Origin of the sequence: Janthinobacterium sp. SUN176 (assembly GCF_030587335.1) — a bacterium.
Lineage (GTDB): Bacteria > Pseudomonadota > Gammaproteobacteria > Burkholderiales > Burkholderiaceae_D > Janthinobacterium > Janthinobacterium kumbetense.
In genome coordinates this window covers 687,533-701,047 of record NZ_JAPWIA010000001.1, presented here as the reverse complement: position 1 = coordinate 701,047, position 13,515 = coordinate 687,533, and the positions used below count along the sequence as shown (strand labels likewise).

Here is a 13,515-nt window from a genome sequence, read left to right as displayed (position 1 = left end):
GTTACTTGCCGGCGCGCGTGCGCGCCACGGCCGCTTCCAGGTTCGTCCAGGCCGGCTGGTGGCTGCGGCTGCGGCGCAGATAGGCGGCCAGCTGGGCCACGTCATTGTCCGTCAGCGAAGCGGTAAAGCCGGGCATCAGCACGCCGGGCATGGCCGCATCCTTGCTGATGCCGTGCAATATCACCTGGATCAGGTTGGCGGGATCGGGCGCGCTGACGGCGCTGTTCAGGCTCAGTTCCGGGCGCAGGGCCACGGGCCGGCCATCGCTGTTCGAGTGGCACGACGCGCAGGCGGCCACATACAGGCTGGCGCCACGGTCGTTGTCGACCAGGCTGACCCTCTGCGAGCGGGCGATGCCGGCCTTGACCACGGCATCCGTATCGACCTGGCGTTGCTCTGCCCCGGCCACGCCGGCAAAATACGTTGCCAGCGCGCGGATATCGCTATCGGGCGAGGCGCCCATGCCTTCGTGCACGACGGCCGACATGGGTCCTGCCGCCACGCCGTGCAGTGCCGTCGCCCCCGTGCGCAGGAAGGCGTACAGCTCGTCCTGCGTCCATGGCAAGGGGGCCGTGTTGGCGCTGGTCAAGGCCGGCGCATACCAGTGGTCGATGGCCGCGCCCAGATAGGGCGAACCGGCCAGCTCGGCGCCCAGCGCATTGCGCGGCGTGTGGCAGGCGGCGCAATGGGCCAGGCCTTCGGCCAGGTAGCGGCCCCGGTTCCAGTCCAGGCCTTGCGCAGGATCAAGCTGGAATGTCGCTGGCTTGAAAAACAGCAACTTCCATCCCGCCTGTAGCGGCCGCAAGTTCAGGGGAAACGGCACGCTGTTGGCGGGCGCCGCCGCATACACGGGCGGGCGCGTCATGAAATACGCGTACAAGGCCGTCAAGTCCGTATCCGAGACGAGGTTGAAATGCGTGTATGGGAAAACGGGGTACAAATGGGCGCCATCGCGGCCCACGCCTTCACGCATGGCCCGCTGGAAGGCGGCCAGCGACCAGCGGCCGATGCCCGTTTGCCGGTCGGGCGTGATATTCGTCGCGTAGATCGTGCCGAACGGCGTGGCCAGCCCGTGGCCGCCCGCGTAATCGGCGCCGTCCCTGGCCGTATGGCAGGCGGCGCAATTGCCCATGCCCGCCAGGATGCGGCCCCGCTCCACCACTTGCGGGGAAAATGCCGTGGCGGCAGGCGGATCGATGGGCGCCAGCGCGGGGCGCCAGTAATACAGATACGCGGCCAGGGCCGCCACGATGAGCAATGCCAGCGACAACAGCAGGCCGGTGAAGATTTTCTTGAGCAAAACAGGAACCAGTGAAAAGTAAAGGCCAGGGTGTAAGCAAGGCGCACGGGCCGCCGGCTAACGGCGACGGCAACAGGGCCACGGTGACAATCTTACCGCGATTGTGACTTGTTGTATGTACGCAATGACACGCAGGCAACGCCGCAGGCGGGCTGCGCCTTATAATCAGCGTTTCAGCACGCCGCCGCTCCTTCATGCATACCGTTACCATCATCCTCATCCTCGTCCTGACCGTCGTCCTGTGCGGCTTTCTCGCCCGCTCGCGCTGGGTCAGGCTGCCGCTGCCCCTGATCCAGATCGCCGGCGGCACGGGATTGGCCTTGTTTGGCGTGCAAGTGCCGCTCGACCCCGACATTTTCTTCCTGCTCTTCATCCCGCCGCTGCTGTTTCTCGACGGCTGGCGCATCCCCAAGGGCGCCTTCTTTTCCGACGCGCGCTCGATCCTGATGCTGGCCATCGGCCTGGTGCTGTTTACCGTGCTGGGCATGGGCTTTTTCATCGACTGGCTGATCCCCAGCGTGCCGCTGGCCGTCGCCTTCGCGCTGGGCGCCATCCTCTCGCCGACGGACCCCGTGGCCGTCTCGGCGATCGCCGCCGGCAACCCGATCCCGCCGCGCCTGATGCACATCCTCGAAGGCGAATCGCTGCTGAACGACGCGTCGGGCCTGGTGTGCTTCACGTTTGCCGTAGGCGCCATGATGACGGGCGGCTTTTCCATCGGCGCCGCCTCGCTGAGTTTCCTGCAGGAAGCGGGCGGCGGCATCGTCATCGGCCTGGCCATCTCGTGGGGCGTGGGCCTGGCGAATAAATGGCTGGTGAGCAAGGTGGGCGAAGAACCGGGCCTGCAAATCCTCATCAGTATCCTGATCCCGTTCGCCGCCTACCTGGGCGCCGAGCAAATCCACGGTTCCGGCATCCTGGCCGCCGCCACGGCGGGCGTGTCCATGCATTACGCCGACCTGATCGGCCGCCCGCTGGCCGCCACGCGCACCCAGCGCAAGGCCGTGTGGGATACCGTGCAACTGGTCTTGAATGGCGTGATCTTCGTCATGCTGGGCGCGCAGCTGCCCGCCACCGTCGCCGGCTTGCCGGCCGCCTCCGCCGAAATCGGCGCCGGCAGCGCCTGGAAGCTGCCCCTGTTCGTCATCGCCATCACGGTGGGGCTGACCTTCATGCGCTTCCTCTGGGTCTTCATTTCCATGAAACTGACCCTGTTCAAGCACCACAAGAAAATCGCGGGCGAACCGAAGGATGCGGCGCTGCTGGCGCGCCCCAGCCTGCGCCTGCTGCTGGTGGCGTCGTTCGCGGGCGTGCGCGGCGCGCTGACCCTGGCCGGCATCCTGACCCTGCCCCTGTTCTTGCCCGATGGCAATCGTTTCCCGGCGCGCGACCTCGTCATCTTCCTGGCCATGGGCGTGATCCTGCTGTCGCTGCTGCTGGCCAGCGTCACCCTGCCCCTGCTGACCAAGGGCCTGGTGTTCGCGCCGCCCGCGCGCCGTTCGACGGAAGAGCGCAATGCCCGCGCCGCAGCCGCCGAAGCGGCCATCGCGCGGCTGGAAAAAGTGTGCGAAGGCATCGACAAGAATGACAAGCAGCAAGTCGTCACGGAAGCGGCCAACCGCCTGATCGAAGCCTACCGGCGCCGCCTCGCGTATGGCGAAAGCAGCAACGACGAGGCGATGCGCTTGCAGGAACTGGCCAAGGCCGAGCGCGCGCTGCGCCTGGAAGCGCTGAATGCGGAGCGCGATGAACTGTTCCGCCGCCGCATTTCGGGCGAACTGGACGACACCATCCATTTGCGCCTGCTGCGCGAAATCGACTTGCTGGAAGCGACACTGGAAGAATAGCAACACTCTGGCGTGCCACGGCAGTGTTGACAAGTAATTCTCATGGCAAAGAATGCAAGTTTTCACATTCGTGTTTATAATGCAAGGTTGTATGGCGTAGCGCCGTGATTTACTTTCAACCGGGACTTCCGTAGAGTCTGTGTTGCTGAGTAACAGTATAAGTAGCCACCCGACCCGAATAAAGACACCGACGCCGTGCCCTCTTCCCCCCGCCACCGGCAGCGCTCCGCGCCGCCAGCCCTGTTTGCTGTCGTGCTGCTGGCTTCGCTGCTCGCCGGCACCGCGCTGGCGCCGTGCGCGGCATGGGCGCAAGCGGGCGCGGCGGCCGACGCCAGGCGTCCCGCCGAGGTGGCCCAGGTCCTGTTTGGCATCGTCAGCTATGTGCGCTGGCCCGTGGCGCGCCAGGAAGTGCGCGTCTGCATGGTCGGTGCGCCCCGTTACGGCGCGGCCATCGTCGACACGCCCGCCTCCAGCCTGGGCCAGCGCATCCGCGTGAAAATCCCGGCGCTGGCAAGCGCGGCCAGCGAATGCGACGTCGTCTACCTGGGCAGCCTGCCTGAGGGAGAGCGCGAGCACTTGCTGGCGCAGCTCATCGGCAAGCCGATTTTATCGGTCGCCGAACCCGGCACGTCGTGCACCGTGGGCACCATGTTCTGCCTGCGCCTGAACGAGGCGCAGATCGGCTTTGACGTCAACCTCGACGCCATCGCCCGCAGCGGCCTGCGCGTACATCCGAACGCCTTGCAAATTGCACGTCGCAAGGGACCGCCGCCATGAGCGCCCGCATGAGCACCAAGCCTGCCCGCGCGCCCCGCCCCACGCTCGACAGCGTGCTGCGGCGCGCCCACCTGAGCGTGTCGCTGATCGCCGTGCTGGCGGCCGGCCTGACCCTGACGGCCGTGGCGCTGCTGGCCCTGCGCGTGTATTCGGACCAGAACCTGCGCCTGGTGGCCCGCTCGATGAGCTACACGGTGGAAGGGGCCGTCGTCTTTGGCGACTCCCAGGCCGCCAGGGAAGCGCTGGCCTTGATCGGCGTCAATGAAGATATTGACCAGGCGCAGGTGAGCGACACGGCCGGCAAGGTGCTGGCCCGCTGGGAACGTGGGCAACATGGCACGCGCTACTACATCGAACGCGCGCTGACGGGCTGGATGCTGCCCGATTCGCTGACCTTCCCCATCACGCGCAATGACCAGGCCATCGGCAACATCACCCTGGTGCCGCACAGCCGCAGCCTGCTGCCCTTCCTGCTCAGCGGCCTGGCCTGCCTGCTCGCCTGCCTGGTGCTCAGCCTGGCCGTCGCCGTGCGCCTGTCGCGCCGCATGGAAACAGAAATCACGTCGCCCCTGCGCCACCTGGCGGAAACGGCCCACCGCGTGCGGCGCGACCGCTCGTTCGAATTGCGCGTGCCGCCAGCCAATATTGCCGAGTTGAACCAGATCAATGACGACTTCAACGCCCTGCTCGACGAACTGGAAGCATGGCAAAGCCATCTGCAAAAGGAAAACGCCTCGCTGTCGCACCGCGCCAACCACGACAGCCTGACGGGCCTGTCGAACCGCGCCTTCATGGAAGCGGAGCTGGAACGCGCCATCCTCGAAGCGCGGGTCGGCAATGGCAAGGTGGCCGTGCTGTTCCTCGACAGTGACCGCTTCAAATACATCAACGACACCTTCGGCCATGCCTCGGGCGACCGGGTACTGGTGACGATCGCCGCCCGCATCAAGCAGCAATTGCGCGAGGGCGACCTGGTGGCGCGCCTGGGCGGCGACGAATTCGCCATCCTGCTCAAGCCGCTGCGCAACAGCAGCGACGCCATGCACATCGCCGACAACATCATCGCCGCCATGGCGCAAGCCATTGAATTGCCCACTGGCAACAGTATCGTCAGCTCGCTGACCATCGGCGTGGCCGTCTTCCCCGACCACGCCATCGACGCCGTCTCGCTGGTGGGCGCGGCGGATGAAGCCATGTACCGCGCCAAGCAGGCGCAGCGCGGCACGCGCCAGGTGGCGCGCCTGCCGCAACCCCATATTCACCCCTGAACCAAGGAGCAACACCATGCAATTTCTCTACACACAATTACGCCGCGGCGTCCTCGGTCTGTTCATGCTGGGCCTGCTGGCCGCCTGCCAGAGCACGCCAGAAATCAAACCGCTGTTCAACGCCGAGCAAGTCGCCACCTTGAAGGAGCAAGGCTTCAACCAGACCGACGAAGGCTGGGAACTGAGCTTTACGGACAAGCTGCTGTTCGAATTCGACGCCGCCAAGCTGACGGCACCGAGCCGCAACGCCATCCAGAAAATCAGCGCCGCTCTGCTGAAAGTGGGCATTACCCACATGCGCGTGGAAGGCCATACGGATAACGAAGGCACGGAAGCGTACAACAACAAGCTGTCGCTGGCGCGCGCCAACGTGGTGGCCGACGCCATGAGCGCATCGGGCATTCCGCGCGACAACATCACCGTCAAGGGCCTGGGCATGAGCAAACCGGTCGCCTCGAACGCCAGCAAGACGGGCAAGGCGGAAAACCGCCGCGTCACCGTCATCGTCTCGGCGCCTTGACCTTGCACCTGGACGTGCCCGCCGTGCGCTGGGTCGTGATGGGCGTGTCCGGCTGCGGCAAGAGCGCCGTCGGCAGCCTGCTGGCCGACGCCCTGCACGTGCCCTACGTGGAAGGCGACGACGTGCATTCCCCGCAAAACGTGGCGAAGATGGCGGCCGGCATCCCGCTCGACGATGCCGACCGGGCCGGCTGGCTGGCCGCCCTGCGCGAACGCATCGCTGCGGCGCGCGCGCAAGGCAGCGGCCTCGTCGTCTCTTGCTCGGCCCTGAAGCGCACCTACCGCGACGTGCTGCGCGCAGGCGATCCGGCCCTGCGCTTTGTCCACCTGGACGGCCCGCGCGCCGTGCTGGAAAGCCGCTTGCAGCGCCCGGGCCACTTCATGCCCGCCAGCCTGCTCGACAGCCAGCTTGCCACCCTGCAACCGCTGCAGGCGGACGAGGCCGGCATCGTGCTCGATATCCGCCAGCCGCTGGCCGCGCTGCTCGAACGGATCCTGCAAACGCCCTGACTGGCAGCCGTGCGGCTGGACAGCCCGCGGCCCCCTGTGTAGACTGGCGCGCACTTTCATGAGGGATTTCTATGAGCACACCAACGACAAAACCAGCACCGGGCCCGGAATTCTGGGAACGCGCCGACCAGGTCATCGCCCTGGCCAATGAGCAATGCATGCACAGCGGCGGCAATGAAGTGGCCACCTCGCTGCTGTACGCGGCAGCCCGCTTCAACGCCTTCCTCGTCGCCAGCAAGAGCAACGACGTGGCCAAGATGCAGGCAGAGAAGGAAGGCGCCGTGGCCTTCTTCACGGAACAGTACAAGCGCATGCTGACCGACAACTTCAACGATTACATCACCAACTTCGACAAGTACACGCAACCGTCGTCGGCCCCCAAGGGCTGATGCCAACGGCCAGCCTGGACAGTCACCGCGTCCGCGCCAGCCACGCTGGCGAAGTGCTGGACGGCGTGGTGCGCTACGCGCCGCCGCCATCGCTGTGGCTGGCGGCCATGCTGGCCGGCGCCGTGACTGGCGCCCTGTTCTTCTTTAGCTGGACGGGCGTGGCGCTGTTTACCGTCAGCACGGCCATCGTCCTGCTGTTCGGCCACTCGCTGGGCAGCCACCGCAAACTGATCCACAACAGCTTCGAATGCCCGCAATGGCTGGAATATGTACTCGTCTACCTGGGCGTGCTGGTGGGTCTGAGCGGCCCGCTGGGCCTGCTGCGCCAGCACGAGCTGCGCGACTATGCCCAGCGCTTGCCCGACTGCCACCCGTATCTGCGCCACGGCGCCGGCTTCTGGCGCGATGCTTGGTGGCAACTCCACTGCCGCCTGGACCTCGACCACCCGCCCCACATCGCCATCGAGCCGCGCATCGCGCACGACCGTTTTTATCGTTTCCTGGAAAAAACCTGGATGCTGCAGCAATTGCCGTGGGCCATGCTGTTCTACGCCTGGGGCGGCTGGGGCTACGTCTGCTGGGGCGTCTGCGCGCGGGTCAGCGCCGGCGTGCTGGGCCACTGGCTGATCGGCTATTTCGCCCACAACCATGGGCAAATGCACTTCCATGTCGATGGCGCCGCCGTGCAAGGCCGGAATATCCGCCTGACGTCGCTGCTGACCATGGGCGAGTGCTGGCACAACAACCATCACGCGTATCCGGGTTCAGCCAGGCTGGGCCTGCTGCCGGGCGAATGGGATCCGGGCTGGTGGATGCTGCTGCTGTTGCGGCGCCTGGGCCTTGTCTCCGGCCTGCGCCTGCCGCACGACCTGGCGCCGCGGCCGGAACTGCGCCAACGGCTGCCCGCCGATAGTTATTGACCAATCGTTCACCAATGCATATAGTGGAAGCAAATACGGGACATCCCGCCCCGCCGCACGCATTGCATACGTACCATGGCCAGACCGCGCAACTTCGACGAAACGACCGTCATCAGCCAGGCTGTCGCCGTCTTTGGCAGCCTGGGCTACAACGCCGCATCGATCGATGACCTGGTCAAGGCGACCGGTTTGCTGCGCGGCAGCCTGTACAAGGCATTCGGCTCCAAGCGCCATCTGTTCGAGCGCGTGCTGGCGCAGGCGCTGCAGCCTGGCTGGCCGGCGCGGGAAGAAGCGGTCGATTTGCTGATCATCGCCTTGAAGGAACTGGCGCCCTCCGACGCCGCCATCACGGCGCTGTGCCGCGCCGCCGTGCAGGACACGGGCGCCGGGACGGCCCGCCTGCTGGGCGAACGCCTGTTAAGCCATCTGGATCAACCACCAAAGGAGACACCATGCCTGTCCTCGAATTGAACGACGATGCACTGACCATCCGCCTGGCCCTGTGGGAAAAGCTGGCCTCCTTTCACGGCAACCTGCGTATTCCCCTGCAGCATGTGCGTGGCGCCACCGACGATGACGGCTTTCGCGGCACGGCCCTGGGCTTGCGCGCCCCGGGCACCAACCTGCCTGGCGTCATTTCGGCGGGCACCTACCACAAGGGTGGCGACCGCCAGTTTGTCTTCATGACGCGCGGCACGCAGCCGCTGGTCATCGAATTGCAGGGCGAAAAATGGGCGCGCCTGGTACTCGGCGTGCCTGACGCGCGCGCCATGGCGGCGCGCATCAATGCGCTGGCCACGGCGCCAGCCTGATGCATCAGCCCGGCTCGCCGGCCAGGTAATTGTTCTTCACGCGCACATAGTGCTCGGCCGAATAGCGCAGGTAGGCGATTTCGGCCTCGGTCAGCGCGCGCACCTTGGCGGCGGGACGGCCCACGTACAAATGGCCGCTTTCCAGCACCTTGCCCGGCGACACCAGGCTGCCCGCGCCCAGCATCACGTGTTTTTCCACCACCACGTCATCCATGACGATGCTGCCCATGCCGATCAGGCACTCGTCGCCGATGGTGCAGCCGTGCAAGATCACGGAATGGCCGATGGTGACGTACTTGCCGATGGTCAACGGTGAACCATCGGGCTTGGCCGCATTCCTGTGCGACACGTGGCCCATGGAAAAGTCCTGGATATTGCTGCCTTCGCCGATGACGATGCGGTTGACGTCGCCGCGCAGCACGCTGTTGCACCAAATGGAACAGTCGTCGCCGATCTGCACGTCGCCAATCACTTGCGCCGTGTCATGCAGGTAGACGCGCTCGCCCAGCACGGGACGGGTATTCAGGTAAGAGCTTACAGGCATTGTCTTCTCGTTTCTTTAACATTAAACAACAGGTTTCACACCCAGCCGGCGGCCAGCGAAAAAATCGCCAGCCCATGCGCCAGGGATGCGCCCAGCAAGCCGGCACGGCAATATACCAGCCCCGCCACCACGCCTTCGATCACGGTGAACACGAGGATGGGCGCGCCCACCTGCGTGACGGTGGTGGCGAGAAAGGCGTGGCACAGGCCAAACAGCAGGCCCGACACCAGCGCCGCGCGCCAGGCCGGCAGCCAGGCGCGCAATTGCTGCTGCAGCAAGCCGCGAAACAGCAATTCTTCATAACAGTTGGCCGCCAGCGCAAAGCCCAGCAGCAAGGGCAGCGCGGATGGCGCGACGGGCGCCAGCGAGGGCAAGTTAAACACGGCTTTCAAGCCCGTCGCCAAGGCGATGATCACGCACGCGCCCGCCACGCCCAGCAACACGGACAGGGCCGGCCGCGTGCCCAGCCAACGGATCTGGCGGCGCGCCTCGCTTTCCAGCCAGCAAGTACTCGCCACCAGGGCCAGCGACATGGCGCCCAGCGCCAGCAAGACCGGCGGCGGCGCCGTGAAACGCAAGCCGCCCGCCGCCACTTGCCAATAGCCATGCGCCGTCATCGCGTCGCGCGCCAGCACGAAAAACAGCATGTGCACGAGCACGCGCAGCAGCGGCACCGTCCGGGGAACGGCCAGCAGCAAGGCGGCGCAGACGAGGAAGGCGGGCGTGATCGCCAGCAGATACTGCGCCAGGGAAGTGATCTCGGGCATCGTTCAATCGTTCGATAGTGCCAACGGGCACGGGCGCAACAATTGTATGCGGCGGCCGGCAACATGGGCAAGCCGTCTGCCGATGCCGCCGTCATGCCGCCTTGCGCCAGCCATGCATCAGCGCATGCGCCGCCAGCCCGGCCGCCAGCCCCCACAGGGCGCCGCCCACGCCCAGCAGGGTCACGTTTGCGGCCGTGGCCAGGAAGGTGATCAGCGCCGTTTCGCGCATGCGCACGTCCGCCATCGCCTGCGCCAGGCTGTTGCCGATGGCGCCCAGCAGGGCCAGGCCCGCCAGCGCCGTGATGAAGGGGCGCGGCAAGACCATGAACAGGCTGGCCAGGGTGACGCCGAAGATGCCCACCAGAATGTACAGCACGCCGCACGCCAGGCCCGCGACATAGCGCTTCGACGGGTCCGCATGCGCATCCTTGCCCGTGCAGATGGCGGCCGTGATGGCGGCCACGTTGAACGCGTGCGCGCCGAATGGCGCCATGAGCAGCGATCCGAGGCCCGTCACCGTCAAAATGGGATTGGCGCTGACCTGGTAACCGTCATTGCGCAGCACCAGCATGCCGGGCATGTATTGCCCCGTCAGGGTGATCAGGAACAGGGGCAGCGCCACGCCCAGCAGCGACGCCACGGAAAAGCGCGGCATTTCGAACACGGGCGCGGCCAGGGCCAGTGCTATGCCTTGCGTATCGATGCGCCCCTGCGCCAGCAGCAGAGCCAGGCCGATCAGCATGATGCCCACCACGGCAAAGCGCGCCGTGAAACGGCGCAGCACGGCGTACGACAGCAGCAATACCACCACCAGCAGCGGATCGGCGCTGGCGCCGCCGAACGCGTTCACGCCGAATTGCAGCAGGATTCCGGCCAGCAAGCCGGCGGCGATGCCGCCCGGTATCAGGCGCACCAGGCGCTCGAAGGCGCCGGACATGCCCAGCAAGATGAAGGCGATGGCAGACACGATATAGGCGCCGATCACCTCGGCATACGGCGTATGCGGCATGACGGTGGCCAGGAAGGCCACGCCGGGCGTGGACCAGGCCGTGATGATGGGTGTGCGGTAACGGTAGCTGAGCCAGATGCCCGTCACGCCCACGCCGATGCTCAGCGACCAGACCCAGGACGCCGTCTGCGCCGCGCTCAGCTGGGCCAGCTGGGCCGCCTGGAATACCAGCACGAAGGTGCCGCCATAGTTGACGAGGACGGAGATGAAGGCCGCCATGGCGGGGGACGCCAGGTCGCGCCAGCGCGCCCGTGTCGTGTTGTCGATCGACGCCGATGATGTGGAACTGGTCTGCATGCGTGTGCCCTTGCCTGAGGTTCAAAAGGGGCATCTTAACGGCCGCATGGACTGCTCAGGCAGGCCACTTTACGCATGCACAACAGACCACTTGAGCGCTCACCCCAGCGCGCGGGCCAGGCGGACGATGCCGCTGTCGATCTCGTGCGGCGTGAGCGCGGCAAAACCCAGCAGCCAGCCGCCCCGCTCCGGCGGCCTCGCGTATAGCCGGCTCAGGCCCGGCAGCACGATGCCCGCCTGTGCCGCCAGGCGTATCGTTTCCAGCTCGTCCCTGCCCCCGTGCAGCAGACACGGCATCTGCAAGCCGCCCGGCGGCAGCTGCGCCGCGACCACGTGCGGCAAGTGCCGCTGCACGGCCTGCGCCATCGCATCGCGGCGCACGGCGTAGACCTTGCGCATGGCGCGCACATGGGCCGCGAAATGGCCATCGGCGATGAAACGGGCCAGTGTCAGCTGGTCCAGCTGCGGCGTATGCCCGTCGAGGATGCTGCGCGCATACGTCATCGGCTTGACCAGCGCGGGCGGCAGCACCATGTAGCCGAGGCGCAGCCCCGGATACAGCGACTTGGCAAAGGTGCCCAGGTAGATCGTGCGCTGCTGCGTGTCCAGCCCCTGCACGCAAGCTGTCGGCAAGCCCGCGTAATGAAACTGGCTGTCGTAATCGTCCTCGACGATCCAGCCCTGGCGCTCGGCGGCCCAGGCAGTCAGGGCCAGGCGGCGCTCAAGCGCCAGGGTGGCGCCCGTCGGGTATTGATGCGACGGCGTGACGTACACCGTGTTGGCCCCGCTGCGGTCCGCGCGCAGGTGCTCGATGGACAAGCCATGCGCATCGACGGGTACTGGAATCACCCGCAATTGCGCCATCTCGAACGCCTTGCGCGCGCCGAAATAGCCGGGGTCTTCCATCAGGATGGGGCCGTGCGCGTCGGCCAGCACTTGCCCGCACAGGTACAGGGCCTGGCGCGTGCTGCTCAGCACCAGCACCTGGTCCGCCGTGGCCCGCGCGCCCCGCTCCAGGTTCACATAGTCGGCGATGGCCTGGCGCAGCGGTTCCGCGCCTTGCGGGTCGCCGTGCAGCAGCACGCCGGCCTGGTGTTCGCCGGCGGCCTGGCGCCGCAAGCGCTCCCACACGTCGAGCGGAAAGGCCCGCGTTTCCGGCAAGCCCGTGGCGAAGGCCTTCACGCTCTGCTGGTCGGCCACGCCGCCGCTGGCGAGAATCTGCGCGCCGCGCGCGCTGAGGGCCACCGGCTGCGCGGACCAGGGCGGCAACGCAGTCGCAGGCTTGCCCAGCAAGCTCGCGCCTATCGTCGGCGAGACAAAACTGCCCGATCCCGCCTGCCGCCGCACATAGCCATCGAGGCGCAGCTGCGCATACGCCATTTCCACCGTCTCGCGCGACACGCCCAGCGACTGCGCCAGCGCGCGCGTGGCCGGCAGGCGCAGGCCGGGCGCCAGCACGCCGTCGAGTATCAGCTGGCGCAACGCGCGCTGCACCCGCACGCGCAAGTCGAGCGCCGCCAGTTCAGGCGCGGCGATGCGGATTTTCAGGGTGTCGAGTTCGAACTGCGGCGTCATAGGGCCTTGGCGCGGGCCGCATCCACGGCGGCCATGCTGCTGGCCAGCGAAAAGCCATGCTGCTGCAGCACCGCCACCAGCTGCTCGCCGGCGCAGCCCAAACGCAGGTTTTCCGCCACCCAGTCATGCCAGGCAGCGCCGATCTCCGGCATGGGTTCTTCTTCCAGCGTGAGACCGAGTATGCAGCTGGCCAGCAAACCGTTGATGCGCTTCGTGTCGATCAGGTGCTGCACCACCGCATGGCCCGACTGCGGATACGGGTGCAGGGTGCAACGGCCGAAGGCGGCCAGGCGCTGCGCGTGCATGGCGTCGAGGTTCACCGATTCGCTGGCACTGGCGCCCGCATTGGCGACGTCGGGCCGGGCCACGTCGGGCCGCGTGCCGAACACCAGGTGCAGCTGCGTATCGGCCGTCGCCCTGGCGCGGCACAGGGCCGCCAGGTCGTAGTAGCCAGACGGCGGCGGGTCTTGCGCCAGCGACTCCATCACGGGCAGCCAGCGCAGCTCGTGGTACAGGCGCGCCTGCTGCACGTCCAGAAAAGACAAGGGTCCGAAGGCGACGATCTGCTGCGCCTCGAGCAGCAAGCCATACATGACGGCCGCGTACGCGCCCATGGACTGGCCGACGGTGCTGACCTGGCCGGGCGCGATGCGGCGCACCAGCTCGCGCAGGGCTTGCGCCGTTTCATCCACATGATTGCCCAGGCCAGCGATGCGCCGGTGGTACCAGGCGTTGCCCGAATCGCGCACGAGGATCTTGTTCAGATGCTGTCCGCTGGCCTGCTCCAGCTTGCGCAGGCGCCCGTAAAAATCGAAGGCGGGACGCGTCGTCCACGAAACAAAACCGAAAGCGATGACCAGCGGCGCGCCCGGCACGATGCGGTCGACCAGCACGTCGTCGGCACTGGTGGCGACCAGTCGATTATCCAGCGCTTGCGCTTGCAGCATCGGCCCGGCTCCCCGATCAAGGTTGAAACAGCAG

15 protein-coding genes are annotated in these 13,515 nt (G+C 66.7%); 9 read left to right on the top strand and 6 right to left on the bottom strand.

The window, feature by feature from the left end:
- Position 1 precedes the first annotated feature (1 nt).
- Positions 2-1,300, bottom strand: a complete 1,299-nt coding sequence (locus tag O3299_RS03270) for a cytochrome c (RefSeq protein WP_305061497.1) — start codon at positions 1,298-1,300, stop codon at positions 2-4.
- A gap of 194 nt (positions 1,301-1,494) precedes the next feature.
- On the opposite strand from O3299_RS03270, the gene O3299_RS03265 reads away from it, so the two are divergent.
- From O3299_RS03265 to O3299_RS03225, 9 genes are all read left to right on the top strand, one after another.
- Complete coding sequence (locus O3299_RS03265) at positions 1,495-3,147, top strand: Na+/H+ antiporter (RefSeq protein WP_077402630.1); 1,653 nt, start codon at positions 1,495-1,497, stop codon at positions 3,145-3,147.
- Between the two features lie 195 nt (positions 3,148-3,342).
- The gene (locus O3299_RS03260) at positions 3,343-3,924 is read left to right on the top strand and encodes a YfiR family protein (RefSeq protein WP_289898996.1); all 582 of its coding nucleotides are present in this window, start codon (positions 3,343-3,345) and stop codon (positions 3,922-3,924) included.
- Positions 3,925-3,932: 8 nt separating this feature from the next.
- Complete coding sequence (locus O3299_RS03255) at positions 3,933-5,192, top strand: diguanylate cyclase domain-containing protein (protein ID WP_305061496.1); 1,260 nt, start codon at positions 3,933-3,935, stop codon at positions 5,190-5,192.
- Positions 5,193-5,208: 16 nt separating this feature from the next.
- Complete coding sequence (locus O3299_RS03250) at positions 5,209-5,712, top strand: OmpA family protein (RefSeq protein WP_251351177.1); 504 nt, start codon at positions 5,209-5,211, stop codon at positions 5,710-5,712.
- 38 nt (positions 5,713-5,750) lie between these two features.
- The gene (locus O3299_RS03245; RefSeq protein ID WP_251351276.1) at positions 5,751-6,221 is read left to right on the top strand and encodes a gluconokinase; all 471 of its coding nucleotides are present in this window, start codon (positions 5,751-5,753) and stop codon (positions 6,219-6,221) included.
- A 71-nt stretch (positions 6,222-6,292) separates the two neighbouring features.
- Entirely contained in the window at positions 6,293-6,610 is a 318-nt protein-coding gene (locus O3299_RS03240) for a DUF3144 domain-containing protein (protein ID WP_092712778.1), read from the top strand.
- Entirely contained in the window at positions 6,610-7,530 is a 921-nt protein-coding gene (locus O3299_RS03235) for a fatty acid desaturase (RefSeq protein ID WP_305061495.1), read from the top strand. The genes O3299_RS03240 and O3299_RS03235 overlap by 1 nt, the downstream gene beginning before the upstream one ends.
- A gap of 75 nt (positions 7,531-7,605) precedes the next feature.
- Entirely contained in the window at positions 7,606-8,001 is a 396-nt protein-coding gene (locus O3299_RS03230; RefSeq protein ID WP_305061494.1) for a helix-turn-helix domain-containing protein, read from the top strand.
- Positions 7,983-8,342 carry a hypothetical protein gene (locus O3299_RS03225; RefSeq protein ID WP_099664554.1) on the top strand — a complete coding sequence of 120 codons (360 nt, stop codon included), beginning with the start codon at positions 7,983-7,985 and terminating at the stop codon, positions 8,340-8,342. The genes O3299_RS03230 and O3299_RS03225 overlap by 19 nt, the downstream gene beginning before the upstream one ends.
- A gap of 4 nt (positions 8,343-8,346) precedes the next feature.
- On the opposite strand, the gene O3299_RS03220 is transcribed toward O3299_RS03225, so the two are convergent.
- The 5 genes from O3299_RS03220 to O3299_RS03200 all read right to left on the bottom strand — a co-directional run bounded on the left by O3299_RS03220 (position 8,347) and on the right by O3299_RS03200 (position 13,481).
- Positions 8,347-8,886 carry a gamma carbonic anhydrase family protein gene (locus O3299_RS03220; protein WP_077402605.1) on the bottom strand — a complete coding sequence of 180 codons (540 nt, stop codon included), beginning with the start codon at positions 8,884-8,886 and terminating at the stop codon, positions 8,347-8,349.
- A 35-nt stretch (positions 8,887-8,921) separates the two neighbouring features.
- A complete protein-coding gene (locus tag O3299_RS03215) occupies positions 8,922-9,653 on the bottom strand; it encodes a CPBP family intramembrane glutamic endopeptidase (protein WP_305061493.1) in 732 nt (243 codons plus the stop codon).
- 91 nt (positions 9,654-9,744) lie between these two features.
- The gene (locus O3299_RS03210; RefSeq protein ID WP_305062942.1) at positions 9,745-10,881 is read right to left on the bottom strand and encodes a benzoate/H(+) symporter BenE family transporter; all 1,137 of its coding nucleotides are present in this window, start codon (positions 10,879-10,881) and stop codon (positions 9,745-9,747) included.
- 177 nt (positions 10,882-11,058) lie between these two features.
- On the bottom strand, positions 11,059-12,534 hold the full coding sequence (locus O3299_RS03205) for a PLP-dependent aminotransferase family protein (protein ID WP_305061492.1): 1,476 nt from the start codon (positions 12,532-12,534) through the stop codon (positions 11,059-11,061).
- Complete coding sequence (locus O3299_RS03200; RefSeq protein WP_305061491.1) at positions 12,531-13,481, bottom strand: hypothetical protein; 951 nt, start codon at positions 13,479-13,481, stop codon at positions 12,531-12,533. The genes O3299_RS03205 and O3299_RS03200 overlap by 4 nt, the downstream gene beginning before the upstream one ends.
- Positions 13,482-13,515 lie beyond the last annotated feature (34 nt).